Origin of the sequence: Pseudomonas sp. UBA6315, from assembly GCF_002438125.1 — a bacterium.
In the GTDB taxonomy this organism is placed as follows: domain Bacteria; phylum Pseudomonadota; class Gammaproteobacteria; order Pseudomonadales; family Pseudomonadaceae; genus Aquipseudomonas; species Aquipseudomonas faucium.
The window spans coordinates 1-12,831 of record NZ_DJTF01000188.1; the positions used below are offsets into that span (position 1 = coordinate 1).

The 12,831-nt window shown below is 66.2% G+C and carries 11 protein-coding genes; 6 read left to right on the forward strand and 5 right to left on the reverse strand.

Going from position 1 to position 12,831, the window contains the following annotated elements; genetic code table 11:
• Window positions 1-343 (reverse strand): arsenate reductase (glutaredoxin) (arsC, locus tag B3E94_RS22680; protein ID WP_286915300.1); only part of this gene is annotated, 343 nt, incomplete at its 3' end.
• A gap of 85 nt (window positions 344-428) precedes the next feature.
• Here arsC and B3E94_RS22685 point away from each other — a divergent pair.
• Entirely contained in the window at window positions 429-893 is a 465-nt protein-coding gene (locus B3E94_RS22685; RefSeq protein WP_176518367.1) for a TlpA disulfide reductase family protein, read from the forward strand.
• Between the two features lie 126 nt (window positions 894-1,019).
• Here B3E94_RS22685 and B3E94_RS22690 read toward each other — a convergent pair whose 3' ends face one another.
• The 4 genes from B3E94_RS22690 to B3E94_RS22705 form a co-directional block, all read right to left on the reverse strand.
• On the reverse strand, window positions 1,020-1,424 hold the full coding sequence (locus B3E94_RS22690) for an META domain-containing protein (RefSeq protein WP_236193741.1): 405 nt from the start codon (window positions 1,422-1,424) through the stop codon (window positions 1,020-1,022).
• Window positions 1,421-1,858 carry a hypothetical protein gene (locus B3E94_RS22695; protein ID WP_176518345.1) on the reverse strand — a complete coding sequence of 146 codons (438 nt, stop codon included), beginning with the start codon at window positions 1,856-1,858 and terminating at the stop codon, window positions 1,421-1,423. The genes B3E94_RS22690 and B3E94_RS22695 overlap by 4 nt, the downstream gene beginning before the upstream one ends.
• Before the next feature lie 31 nt (window positions 1,859-1,889).
• The gene (locus B3E94_RS22700) at window positions 1,890-2,879 is read right to left on the reverse strand and encodes a 2-hydroxyacid dehydrogenase (protein WP_286915301.1); all 990 of its coding nucleotides are present in this window, start codon (window positions 2,877-2,879) and stop codon (window positions 1,890-1,892) included.
• A gap of 153 nt (window positions 2,880-3,032) precedes the next feature.
• Window positions 3,033-5,792, reverse strand: a complete 2,760-nt coding sequence (locus B3E94_RS22705) for a response regulator (RefSeq protein WP_286915302.1) — start codon at window positions 5,790-5,792, stop codon at window positions 3,033-3,035.
• 196 nt (window positions 5,793-5,988) lie between these two features.
• Between B3E94_RS22705 and B3E94_RS22710 the strand changes: the two genes are divergently transcribed.
• The 5 genes from B3E94_RS22710 to relA all read left to right on the forward strand — a co-directional run bounded on the left by B3E94_RS22710 (window position 5,989) and on the right by relA (window position 12,777).
• Complete coding sequence (locus B3E94_RS22710; RefSeq protein ID WP_236238124.1) at window positions 5,989-6,705, forward strand: response regulator transcription factor; 717 nt, start codon at window positions 5,989-5,991, stop codon at window positions 6,703-6,705.
• A gap of 3 nt (window positions 6,706-6,708) precedes the next feature.
• Complete coding sequence (locus B3E94_RS22715; RefSeq protein WP_176515709.1) at window positions 6,709-8,091, forward strand: sensor histidine kinase; 1,383 nt, start codon at window positions 6,709-6,711, stop codon at window positions 8,089-8,091.
• 87 nt (window positions 8,092-8,178) lie between these two features.
• The gene (gene cysM, locus B3E94_RS22720) at window positions 8,179-9,078 is read left to right on the forward strand and encodes a cysteine synthase CysM (protein ID WP_024717686.1); all 900 of its coding nucleotides are present in this window, start codon (window positions 8,179-8,181) and stop codon (window positions 9,076-9,078) included.
• On the forward strand, window positions 9,079-10,437 hold the full coding sequence (gene rlmD, locus B3E94_RS22725) for a 23S rRNA (uracil(1939)-C(5))-methyltransferase RlmD (protein WP_286915303.1): 1,359 nt from the start codon (window positions 9,079-9,081) through the stop codon (window positions 10,435-10,437).
• A gap of 99 nt (window positions 10,438-10,536) precedes the next feature.
• Window positions 10,537-12,777 (forward strand): GTP diphosphokinase, encoded by a 2,241-nt coding sequence (relA, locus tag B3E94_RS22730; protein WP_176515703.1) that lies wholly within the window; start codon window positions 10,537-10,539, stop codon window positions 12,775-12,777.
• Window positions 12,778-12,831 lie beyond the last annotated feature (54 nt).

Below are 12,831 nucleotides of genomic sequence, written 5' to 3' on the forward strand. Positions count from 1 at the left end.
TCTCCAGCACCTTCTCTGGCGGTCGGCCGATCACCGCCTTGTCACCGGCGACAAGGATCGGCCGTTCGATCAGTTTCGGGTGCGCGGCCATGGCGTCGATGAGTTGCGCCTCGCTGAGCGCCGGGTTGGCCAGGTCCAGTGCCTTGTATTCGTCTTCGCCGGTGCGCAGCAGCTGGCGCGGGGCGATGCCCAGCTTGCCGAGCAGCGCCTTGAGGGTGGCGGCGTCGGGCGGGGTTTCCAGGTAACGCACGATGGTCGGTGCCAGGCCCCGCTGTTCGAGCAGTTCCAGCGCGCCGCGGGATTTCGAGCAGCGCGGGTTATGATAGAGCGTCAGGTCAGTCATGTCGGGTCGCATCCAGCTGGGTGTGGCGGCTATTCTAACCGCAGCGACTGAACCATTTGCTTGAAAACTTGAGAAGGATTGACCCATGGCAAGGCGTTTGGCAGCAGTACTGGCCATCACCGCGAGCCTGTTGCTCGGTGGTTGCGGTGCCGACTACGGCGTGGACCAACACGGTAATACGGTGAAAGCCGAGCAGCTCGACGGGCACTGGCTGGTGCTCAACTACTGGGCCGAATGGTGTGGCCCGTGCCGTACCGAAATACCGGAATTGAACACCGCGGCCAAGCAGTGGGCGGCCGAGGGCATCAAGGTGGTCGGGGTGAACTTCGACGGCTTGCAGGGGCAGGACCTGAAGCAGGCGACCGAGACGCTGGGCATCGGCTTCACCGTGCTGGCACAGGACCCTGCTGAACGCTACGACCTGCCGCGCAGTGAGGCGCTGCCGGTGACCTACATCATCGATGACAAGGGCAAGGTGCGCGAGCAACTGCTGGGCGAGCAGACCCTGGAAGGGCTGAACGCCAAGATCAAGGCCCTGAAAGGCGCTTGATGCAGGTCTGTACCGGCCCCATCGCCGGCAAGCCGGCTCCCACAGGTAAACCACTGACCTAGAGAACAGTGAAGTACCTGCGGGAGCCGGCTTGCCGGCGATGAGGCCGGTACAGCCTACAGAGAATCAGCCTTCCTCAGGCCAGAAGCGCAAAGGCTTGCCTTCAGCCGGCCAGAAGCGCATCTGCTCGATGGGCGACACATCCCAGCGCTGCACGGTTTCCAGCGCTTGCAGGAAGTGCTTCTCCTGCTCCATCAGCGCCGGCGCGCACAGCTTGCGGGTCTTGCCGACCTTGCCGAAGCTCAGGTGCTCGCCATCGAGCGTATACGGCGCAAACCAATGGTTGCAGCCCGCATTGCCGTAGGCGCGGCCATCGCTGGCCAAGGTCAGGGTCAGGTGGCTGTAGTCGATCAGTGGGCGTTCGCCGATCCACTCCAGCACATAGCTGCGTTCCTGCTGCAGCTTGGAAGGTTCGGCGGCGCAACCCAGCAGGGCGCTGGCGATCAGCACCCCGGACAACACATTCTTCACGCGGCGCTCTCCTGGCATTGCGGGCACAGGTGCTTGTCGCCACGGCTGGCCCAGCCCAGCTCGGTGATGCGTGCGGTGGCGGCCGGCTGGCGGGCTTTCTTGCCCAGCTTGGCGTCCACGGCGAACTCGAAGTCCAGCACTGCGTCGCAGCTGTCGCATTCGACCTGCCAGGTGAGGATTTCCAGCTCGTTGAATACCGGGCCGCTGGCCACGGCTACCCACTGGCCACGCGGGTTGATCAGGTGGCGCACGCTTTCCACGGTCAGGCGCATGGCCAGGTCCTTGCTGCCCTTGAGGGTCACCAGCAGGGTGTCGCCCTTGTGCATCGAGCCGCCGTTGCCGGTTACCTGGTAACGGCCTGGCAGCAGCGCGCGGCACTCGATCAGGGTGTGTTGCGGGTTGAAAAGGGTGTAGCGGAAATCGTGCTCGACCATGGGTCCTCCAGAAATGCCGCGTATCCTAGCATTAACCCGAGACCTGATTCTGCGGTTTGCCCGCCGCCCAGCGGATGATGTTGTCCAGGGTGGTGGCGGCGATGGCGTCCAGCGCTTCGCGGGTGAGGAACGCCTGGTGCGCGGTGATGATCACGTTGGGGAAGGTCAGCAGGCGCGCCAGCACATCGTCCTGCAACGGCAGGTCGGAGCGGTCCTCGAAGAACAGCTGCGCTTCCTCTTCATAGACGTCCAGGCCCAGGTAACCCAGCTGCCCGCTTTTCAGCGCATCGATCAGCGCCGGGGTGTCCACCAGCGCGCCGCGGCCGGTGTTGATCAGCATGGCGCCGGGTTGCAGCTCGGCCAGGCTGCGGGTGTTGATCAGGTGCTTGGTGTGCTCGGTCAGCGGGCAGTGCAGGCTGATGATGCGTGCCTCGCGCAGCAGTTCGGGCAGCTCCAGGTAGCGCGCGCCCAGCGCCAGCAGCTGCGGGTTGGGGTAGGGGTCGTAGGCCAGCAGCTGGCAGCCGAAACCGGCCATGATGCGGGCGAAGGCGGCACCGATCTGCCCGGTGCCGACCACGCCCACGGTCTTGCCGTGCAGGTCGAAGCCGGTCAGGCCATGCAGGGTGAAATCGCCTTCGCGAGTGCGGTTGTAGGCGCGGTGCAGGCGGCGGTTCAGGGCCAGGATCAGCGCCACGGCATGTTCGGCCACGGCATGCGGCGAATAGGCCGGCACGCGCACCACCGCCAGGCCCAGGCGCTGCGCGGCGGCCAGGTCGACGTGGTTGTAGCCGGCCGAACGCAGGGCAATCAGGCGCGTGCCGCCGGCTGCCAGGCGCTGCAGCACCTGGGCGTCGAGCTCGTCGTTGATGAACGGGCACACCACCTCGAAGCCCTGGGCCAGGGCGGCCGTGTCGAGGGTCAGCCGGGCGGGCTGGAAGTGCAGCTCCACGGCCAGGTCGCGGCCGGCCTGGGTGAAACTTTCCTGATCGTAGTGCTGGCTGCTGAACAACAGGGCGCGCATGGTCGGGCTTCCTATTTCGAGAGTGGGGAGTGTAGCCGGCTGCCACGGATGGATGTTGACCTGTGCCGGCCCTATCGCCGGCAAGCCGGCTCCCACAGGTACCCCACAGTTCTTCATGTGGCAGCCGGCTTGCCGGCGACAGGGCCCTAGTGCTCAGGCGCTGAGCCGCGCCTGGGCCGCCAGCCGGCAGATCGCCCCGTCCAGGTCATCCAGGGCCTGCTGCGCCTGCGGATGGTCCTGCTTGAGCAAGGTTTCGCTGCGCTGGCAGGCTGCGCGCAGCTGCGGCACGCCGCAATAGCGAGAGGCGCCGTTGAGCCGGTGCACCTGCTCGATCAGCGCCGTGCGGTCCTCGGCTTCGCGCGCTGCACGGATCGCCTCGCGGTCGCTGTCCAGCGAGGCCAGCAGCATGGCCAGCATGTCGGCCGCAAGGTCCGGCTTGCCGGCGGCCAGGCGCAGCCCTTCGTCAGGGTCGAGCACCTGCAGTTCGTGGCCTTCGGCCTGCTGCTCGTCGGCACGCTCCAGGGGCGCGGCGCCCAGGCTCAGGCCGGTCCACTTCATCACCACCTGGGCCAGCTGGCGCTCGCTGATCGGTTTGGTCAGGTAGTCGTCCATGCCGCTGTGCAGCAAGGCGCGTTTCTCGTTGGCCATGGCGTGGGCGGTGAGGGCGACGATCGGCAGCGGGTTGCCGCTCTGGGTGTTTTCCCACAGGCGGATCTGCTCGGTGCAGGCGCGGCCATCCATGCCCGGCATCTGCACGTCCATCAGCACCAGGTCGAAGCTTTCGCTCTGCACCGCCTGCAGCGCGGCATGGCCGTTGTCGACCGCCAGCACGTCGGCGCCCAGGTCCTCGAGCAGGGTCTGCACCAGCAGCAGGTTGGCGGCGTTGTCGTCGACGCAGAGGATCTTCGCCTGGCGCTCGCCCTTGTGGCCGGGGCCTGCTTCGCCCAGCGGGCGGCGCGGCTGCACCAGCTCCAGCAACAGGCGGCGCAGCTTGCGCGTGCAGGTCGGCTTGGACAGCAGCTGGCCGTGGCCATTGGGCAGGTAGGGGTGGTACAGCGCCTGCTCGGTGGTCGGGCACAGCACCACGCACTGGCAGTGATAGCGCTCCAGCTGCTGGTGATAGTCACCCAGCTGCTCCGGTGTGAGGTTGCCAAGGCTTGCGCCAAACACCGCGAACTCGAACGGCATGCCGCCCTGGAAGCCCGCCTGCACGCCTTGCAGCAGCTGCTCGTAGGAGGCGAACAGGCTCACGCTCAGGCCGCAATCCTCCAGCTGGTGCTCCAGGGCCTGGCGCGCCAGCTCGTGGCCATCGACCACCGCGGCGCGGCGGCCCAGCAGGGGTTGCAGCGGGTGCTCCTCGATATCGTCGTGGGCCTTGGGTAGGCTCAGGCTGATCCAGAACTGCGAGCCTTCGCCCGGCGTGCTGTCGACCCCGATCTCGCCGCCCATTTGCTCGATCAGGCGCTTGGAAATCACCAGGCCCAGGCCGGTGCCGCCGGGTTGCCGGGCCAGCGAGTTGTCGGCCTGGCTGAAGGCCTGGAACAACGTGCGCACATCCTGCGGCGACAGGCCGATGCCGGTGTCCTGCACGCTGATGCGCAGTTGCGCGCTGTCTTCCTGTTCGTCCTCGAGCATGGCGCGCACGACGATGGTGCCTTCGCGGGTGAACTTGATGGCGTTGCTCACCAGGTTGGTGAGGATCTGCTTGAGCCGCAGCGGGTCGCCGATCAGCGAGGTCGGCGTGTCGCGGTAGATCAGGCTGAGCAGCTCGAGCTGCTTGGCATGGGCGGCGGGGGCGAGGATGGTGAGGGTGTCCTGGACCAGGTCGCGCAGGTTGAACGGGATACTGTCGAGCACCAGCTTGCCGGCCTCGATCTTGGAGAAGTCGAGGATCTCGTTGATGATCCCCAAGAGGTTGTCGGCGGACTTTTCGATGGTGTTCAGGTAGTCGAGCTGGCGCGGCGTGAGCTCGCTTTTCTGCAGCAGGTGGGTGAAGCCGAGGATGCCGTTGAGCGGTGTGCGGATCTCGTGGCTCATGTTGGCCAGGAACTCGGACTTGATGCGGCTGGCCTCCAGGGCCTCCTTGCGCGCCATGTCCAGCTCGATGTTCTGGATCTCGATGGTTTCCAGGTTCTGGCGCACGTCCTCGGTGGCCTGGTCGATGCTGTGCTGCAGCTCTTCGTGGGCGCTGTGCAGGGTTTCGGCCATGCGGTTGATGCCCCGCGCCAGTTCGTCCAGCTCGTGGCTGCCCATGGCCGGCAGGCGTTCTTCGAGGTGGCCGTCCTTGAGCTGGTTGACCGCGTGCTTGATGCGCGCGATCGGGTCGTTGATGGTGCGGCTCATGCGTATCGCCAGCAGGGCGCTGAGGCCCAGGCAGACGAGGATCAGCAGTACGCTGGTGAACAGGTTGCGGTAGCCGCGCAGCAGGGTGCCGTCGTGGGACAGCTCGATTTCGACCCAGCCCAGCAGGCGCTCGGCTTCCGCTGGCACGGCATCGGTGGCCAGGTCGCGGTGATGGCCGAACACCGGCATCAGGTAGCGGGTGGCATCGTTGCCGCTGCGCTGCAGCAACTGGGTGCCGGTGCCGCCGCTGGGCGGCTGGTTGATCATGCTCGGGCCGGCATGGGCCAGGCGGCTGCGGTCCGGGGCCAGGAACGCCACGGCGCGCACATCGGCCTGCTCCAGGGTTTGCGCGGCAATCCGCTCGAGCTGCGCAGGCGCCTGCCTGGCCAGGGCCGGGGCGGCCAGCGGGGCCAGCTGCTCGGCAATCATCTTGCCGCGCTGGAGCAACTGGGTGCGCAATTCATTTTGCTGCAACCAGGTGAAATAGCAGCCCAGCACCAGGGCCATCAGGATGGCGGGCAGCAATGCCAGCAGCAGAACCCGGCTGCGGATTCCCAAACGATCGAGCACACCAGCCTCCTGTCATGTGCCTGTACGCCGTGGCCTGCGCCACGAACCAAAGCGGAAAGTTACTCCCCCTGCGGCATGAATGCACCCTTTTGCCGGTGATTTTGCCAAGGCGCCGCGGCGCCGGTCGCGGGGCGGTTGCCTAGATCGGAAGCATGCCCAATAATCCCACGCAATTGAGAATGCATGGCAGTTGCCAATGAATCCCGTAGCGAATCACACTTCCAGTATCCTGGCCATCGAGGACGACCCGGTGCTGGGCGCCTACCTGCACGAAGAATTGCAGCGTGGCGGCTTCCAGGTGACCTGGTGCCGCAACGGCCTAGAAGGCCTGGAAACGGCCGGCCGGCAGATGTTCGACGTGGTGCTGATGGACATCCTGCTGCCTGGCCTCAACGGCCTGGACGCCTTGGCCCAGCTACGCAGGCGCAGTGCCACGCCGGTGATCCTGATGTCGGCGCTGGGGGCCGAGGCCGACCGCATCTGCGGCTTCCAGCGCGGCGCCGACGACTACCTGCCCAAGCCCTTCAGCATGGCCGAATTGCAGGTGCGCATCGAAGCCATCCTGCGCCGCGTCGCCCTCGAGCGCCGCCACCAGCCTGCGCAGGACGTGGCCAGCGGCGAACTGCGCTTGGACGAGAACCTGTGCGATGTCAGCCTGGGCGGCCAGCACGCCGGGCTGACGCCAAGCGAATACCGCCTGTTCGACATCCTCAACCGCAACTTCGACGAAGTGATGAGCAAACCCTTCCTTTATCAGCAGGTGCTGCAGCGCGGCTATTCGCGGCATGACCGCAGCCTGGACATGCACGTCAGCCAGATCCGCCGCAAGCTCAAGGCCATCGGCTACCACGAGCGGCAGATCCGTACCGTCTGGGGCAAGGGCTACGTGCTCAGCGTCGGCGAGGCGGAGTGAGCGATGCTCGACCGCCATTCGCTGTTCTGGAAACTGGCCATCCTGCTGGTCGGCTTCTGCTTGTTGATGATCGGCCTCAGCTACACCTGGGGCCGCCACATGGATACCCAGAACGCCTTTCTCGATGAGCCGGCCCGCCAGGTGCTGCGCGGCTATGCCAGCGAGGCCGAGCAGGCCTGGCGCCGCGGCGGGCAAGCCGGGCTGGACCGCTGGCTGGAAGGCATGCACGGGCGTGAGCAGGGCTGGGTGGGGGTGCTCGACAGCAACCTGCGGCCCTTGAACAGTGCCACCCTGAGCCCGCAGATCATGCAGCGCCTGACCCGCCTGCGCGGCGTCGACTGGCCCATGAGCCGGCGCAGCGTCGACCAGCCCTGGCTGCGCATTCCGTTTCCCGGGGCGCCGGAGCAGGGCATGCTGGTGATCGAGCTGCCGACCCGCTTCACCCCTGGCCAGTACCTGCTGGCCTGGCGCATCGTCACCAACGGCATCATCCCTGGCCTGTTCACCTTGCTGCTGTGCATAGGCCTGTACCGCATGCTGATCGTGCCGCTCAACCAGCTGCGCGAACAGGCCAACGCCTGGCGCGCCGACCAGCTTTCGGCACGCCTGGACTCGCGCACGATCGCCCGGCATGACGAGCTGGGCGAGCTGGCTCGCGCCTTCGACCAGATGGCCGAGCGCCTGCAGGGCACGGTGGCCATGCAGCAGCAGCTACTGCGCGACCTGTCCCACGAAATGCGCACGCCCTTGAGCCGCCTGCGCGTGGCCTGTGACGGTGAAACCGACCTGGCCCGCCTGCGCGAGCGGCTGGGCCGCGAAGTGGACTGCATGCAGCAACTGGTCGAAGACACCTTGCAACTGGCCTGGCAGGATGCCGAGCGGGCGCCGATGAACCTTGAGCCGATCCAGCTGCAGGCCTTGTGGGAGCTGCTGGTCGAAGATGCCTGCTATGAAAGCGGCTGGTCGCCCGAACGCCTGCGCTGCGAGCTGCCGGCCCACTGTTGGGTGCACGGCAACCTCAACCACCTGGCCCAGGCCCTGGAGAACATGCTGCGCAATGCCATCCGCCATTCGCCGGAAAACGCCCTGGTGCGCCTGGGCGGCCAGCGAGAGGGTGGCTACTGGCGGTTGTGGCTGGAGGACGAGGGCGGCGGCGTGGCCGAGGCTGATCTTGAGCGCATCTTCGCGCCGTTTTCCCGCCTCGACGGCTCGCGCCCCGGGGACGGCGGTTTCGGCTTGGGGTTGAGCATCGCCCGCAGTGCAATCCAGCGCCAGGGCGGCACCTTGTGGGCCGAGAATGGCAAGCGCGGGCTGCGCCTGTGCATGCGCTTGCCAGTGCATGTGCAACCCGTTGCGGCCCCATCCCCGGCTGCATATAGCTTGTAGCTATAGCGACTACAGATTGCGTGATATGGCGGCGAGGGGTTTGCCGGTATGATAGTCGCCCCTGCCGTCCGGATTGTGAAATACACCATGACCTTGCAGTACCCAACCATCGCCGATTGCGTCGGCAATACGCCCCTGGTTCGCCTGCAGCGCATCGCTGGAGAAACCAGCAATACCCTCCTGCTCAAGCTCGAAGGTAACAATCCCGCCGGCTCGGTGAAGGACCGCCCGGCCCTGTCGATGATCACCCGCGCCGAACTGCGTGGCCAGATCAAGCCCGGCGACACCCTGATCGAAGCCACCTCCGGCAACACCGGCATTGCCCTGGCCATGGCGGCGGCGATCAAGGGCTACAAGATGATCCTGATCATGCCCGACAACTCCACCGCCGAGCGCAAGGCCGCCATGACCGCTTATGGCGCCGAGCTGATCCTGGTGACCAAGGAGGAGGGCATGGAAGGCGCCCGCGACCTGGCCGAGAAGCTGCAGGCCGAAGGCCGTGGCCTGGTCCTCGACCAGTTCGCCAATGGCGACAACCCGATCGCCCACTACAACAGCACCGGCCCCGAGATCTGGCAGCAGACCCAGGGCAGCATCACCCATTTCGTCAGCTCCATGGGCACCACCGGTACCATCATGGGCTGCTCGCAGTACCTCAAGGAGCAGAACCCGGCGGTGCAGATCATCGGCCTGCAGCCGATGGAAGGCTCGGCGATCCCGGGCATTCGTCGCTGGCCCGAGGAGTACCTGCCGAAAATCTTCGACGCCACCCGTGTCGACCGCGTGGTCGACATGTCCCAGCAGGAAGCCGAAGACACCACCCGCCGTCTTGCCCGCGAAGAGGGCATTTTCTGCGGCGTGTCTTCCGGTGGTGCGGTGGCAGCCATGCTGCGCCTGTCCCGCGAAGTGGAAAACGCGGTGATGGTCGCGATCATCTGTGACCGCGGCGACCGTTACCTGTCCACCGGCCTGTTCGACCCGAGCTAAATGTCCAGAAAGAAAAGCAACAGCGGCCTGCGCTTCCAGCCGGCCGGCGGTAACCGCACCCCCCAGGTCCCCGTGGGCAAGAAACAGCGCCTGGAAATCGAGCGCCTGGCCGGAGACGGTCGCGGCATCGCCTTCCTCGAAGGGCGTACCTGGTTCGTCAGTGGCGCACTGGCCGGCGAGTCGGTCGAGGCGCGGGTGCTCAATGCCCGCGGCAAGGTGGTCGAGGCGCGCCTGGAGCGGGTGCTGCAGGCCAGCCCCGAGCGCCGCGAGGCGCCGTGCCGTCACTATGACCGCTGCGGTGGCTGCAACTTGCAGCACCTGCCCCACGAGGCCCAGCTGGCACTCAAGCAGCGCACCCTGGCCGAGCAACTGCAGCGGGTTGCCGGCGTGCAGCCCGAGGAGTGGGCCGCGCCGTTGAGCGGGCCGCAGTTCGGCTACCGGCGCCGGGCGCGGGTCGCGGTGCGCTGGGACGTGAAGGCACGCCAGTTGGAAGTGGGTTTCCGTGCCGAGGCCAGCCAGGACATTGTTTCCATCGATGACTGCGCGGTGCTGGTACAGCCTTTGCAATCTATTCTTCGCCACTTGCCGACCGTGCTGCGCTCGCTCGGCAAGCCGCAGGCGATCGGCCATGTGGAGCTGTTCAGCGGCACCGCCGAGGCGGTGCTGGTGCGCCACGTGATGCCGTTGCCGGCAGAAGACCTGGTGCGCCTTGAGGCGTTCTGCCATGAAGCCAAGGCGCAGCTCTGGCTGCAAGGCGAGGGCGAGCCTGCGCCGGTGGAGGCCGAGGCGAAACTCGGCTTTGCCCTGGCGCCCTGGCAACTGGAGCTGGCCTGGCGCCCGGGCGATTTCGTCCAGGTCAACGCCCAGGTCAACACGGCAATGATCGAGCAGGCCCTGGCCTGGCTCGCACCGCAAGCCGACGAGCGCGTGCTGGACCTGTTCTGCGGCCTGGGCAACTTCGCCCTGCCGCTGGCCCGCCAGGCGCGCGAAGTGGTGGCGGTGGAAGGTGTGCAGGCCATGGTCGATCGGGCCGCGGCCAATGCCCGAAACAACGATGTGCATAACGCAGCGTTTTTTCAGGCCGATTTATCGCAGCCTTTGGCGGGCGCCGGATGGGCCGCCGAGGGCTTTTCTGCGGTACTCTTGGATCCACCGCGCGACGGTGCGTTCGAGGTGGTGCAAGGCATCGCACGCCTCAAGGCCAAACGTCTGGTCTACGTATCGTGCAACCCGGCCACGCTGGCGCGAGACGCCCAGGTGCTGGTCGGCCAGGGGTACCGGTTAAAAAGGGCCGGGATTCTCGACATGTTTCCTCAGACGGCACATGTCGAGGCCATGGCGTTATTCGAAGCGGGCTAGCCAATTGGGCGCCCCTTGGTGCGGTTTCCACGGACTGGAAGCCACACGGTGATAGCCAGCGCACCCGTGTAGTGCGCTGTATGGAAAGGTAAAACAAAGATGGTACAGGTGAGAGTGCACCAGCCGGTCAACACCGACGGCAGTATCAATCTCGAAGCATGGCTGGATCATGTGGTGAGCGTCGATTCGGCATTGGATCGCGTGGCACTCAAGGAGGCCTGCGAGTTCGCCCAGGAAATCGAGAAGAAGGGCAACCCGGCCAAGCATTCATGGGCCGACGGTACTTCCAGCTTCCAGGCGGGCCTGGAAATCGCCGAAATCCTCGCCGACCTCAAGCTCGACCAGGACTCCCTGGTGGCGGCGGTCATCTATCGTTCGGTGCGCGAAGGCAAGGTGACCCTGGCCGAAGTCGGCCAGCGTTTTGGCCCGGTGGTGTCCAAGCTGATCGACGGCGTGCTGCGCATGGCCGCCATCAGCGCCAGCCTCAGCCCGCGCCAGTCGCTGGTGCTCGGCTCCCAGGCGCAGGTCGAGAACCTGCGCAAGATGCTCGTGGCCATGGTCGACGACGTGCGCGTGGCCTTGATCAAGCTGGCCGAGCGTACCTGCGCGATCCGTGCGGTGAAGTCCGCCGATGACGAAAAGCGCCTGCGCGTGGCCCGCGAGGTGTTCGACATCTACGCACCACTGGCGCACCGCCTGGGCATCGGCCATATCAAGTGGGAGCTGGAAGACCTGTCCTTCCGCTACCTCGAACCCGATCAGTACAAGCAGATCGCCAAGCTCCTGCACGAGCGCCGGCTGGACCGCGAGCGCTTCATCAGCGACGTAATGAACCAGCTGCAGAACGAGCTGCTGGCCACCGGCGTCAACGCCGACATCAGTGGCCGGGCCAAACACATCTATTCGATCTGGCGCAAGATGCAGCGCAAAGGCCTGGAATTCAGCCAGATCTACGATGTGCGCGCGGTGCGCGTGCTGGTGCCGGAGGTGCGCGACTGCTACACCGCGCTGGGCATCGTGCACACCCTCTGGCGGCACATCCCCAAGGAATTCGACGACTACATCGCCAACCCCAAGGAGAACGGCTACCGCTCGCTGCACACCGCGGTGATCGGCCCCGAGGGCAAGGTGCTGGAAGTGCAGATCCGTACCCACGGCATGCACGAAGAGGCCGAGCTCGGTGTCTGCGCCCACTGGCGCTACAAGGGCACCGACGTCAAGCCCAGCTCCAACCACTACGAAGAGAAGATCTCCTGGCTGCGCCAGGTCCTCGAATGGCATGAAGAGCTGGGCGACATCGGTGGCCTGGCCGAGCAGCTGCGGGTCGATATCGAGCCGGACCGGGTCTATGTGTTCACCCCCGACGGCCATGCCATCGACTTGCCCAAGGGCGCCACGCCGCTGGACTTCGCCTACCGCGTGCACACCGAGATCGGCCACAACTGCCGTGGCGCCAAGATCAACGGGCGCATCGTGCCGCTCAACTACAGCCTGCAGACCGGCGAGCAGGTGGAGATCATCACCAGCAAGCACGGCAACCCGAGCCGCGACTGGCTGAACTCCAACCTCGGCTACGTCACCACCTCGCGGGCGCGGGCGAAGATCGTCCACTGGTTCAAGCTGCAGGCACGCGACCAGAACGTCGCCGCCGGCAAGACCCTGCTTGAGCGCGAACTGAGCCGCCTGGGCCTGCCCCAGGTGGACTTCGAGCGCCTGGCCGAGAAGACCAACGTCAAGACCGCCGAAGACATGTTCGCCTCGCTCGGTGCTGGCGACCTGCGCCTGGCGCACCTGGTCAATGCCGCCCAGCAGCTGCTCGAGCCCGAGCGCATCGAGCAGATCGAACTGGTGCCGCGCAAGCCTACCGGCCCGCGCACCGGCAAGCGTGGCGATATCCAGATCCAGGGCGTGGGCAACCTGCTGACGCAGATGGCCGGTTGCTGCCAACCACTGCCGGGCGACGCCATCGTCGGCTACATCACCCAGGGCCGCGGCGTGAGCATTCACCGCCAGGATTGCGCCTCGGTGCTGCAGCTGGCCGGGCGCGAGCCGGAGCGGATGATCCAGGTGAGCTGGGGCCCGATCCCGGTGCAGACCTACCCGGTCGATATCGTCATCCGTGCCTACGACCGCCCGGGCCTGCTGCGCGACGTGTCGCAGGTGCTGCTCAACGAGAAGATCAACGTGCTGGCGGTGAACACCCGCTCGAACAAGGAAGACAACACCGCGCTGATGTCGCTGACCATCGAGATTCCCGGCCTGGATGCGCTGGGGCGCCTGCTGGGCAGGATCTCGCAGTTGCCGAACATCATCGAGACGCGGCGTAATCGAACCCCTTGAAACAGCGGCGTCCCCTTCGCGGGGCAAGCCCGCCTCCACAGGATTGGGTGCAAG

Coding starts and splice junctions, on each gene's coding strand:
- B3E94_RS22685 (WP_176518367.1), top strand. CDS start 429: ATGGCAAGGCGTTTGGCAGCAGTACTGGCCATCACCGCGAGCCTGTTG.
- B3E94_RS22695 (WP_176518345.1), bottom strand. CDS start 1,858: ATGGTCGAGCACGATTTCCGCTACACCCTTTTCAACCCGCAACACACC.
- B3E94_RS22700 (WP_286915301.1), bottom strand. CDS start 2,879: ATGCGCGCCCTGTTGTTCAGCAGCCAGCACTACGATCAGGAAAGTTTC.
- B3E94_RS22710 (WP_236238124.1), top strand. CDS start 5,989: ATGAATCCCGTAGCGAATCACACTTCCAGTATCCTGGCCATCGAGGAC.
- B3E94_RS22715 (WP_176515709.1), top strand. CDS start 6,709: ATGCTCGACCGCCATTCGCTGTTCTGGAAACTGGCCATCCTGCTGGTC.
- cysM (WP_024717686.1), top strand. CDS start 8,179: ATGACCTTGCAGTACCCAACCATCGCCGATTGCGTCGGCAATACGCCC.
- rlmD (WP_286915303.1), top strand. CDS start 9,079: ATGTCCAGAAAGAAAAGCAACAGCGGCCTGCGCTTCCAGCCGGCCGGC.
- relA (WP_176515703.1), top strand. CDS start 10,537: ATGGTACAGGTGAGAGTGCACCAGCCGGTCAACACCGACGGCAGTATC.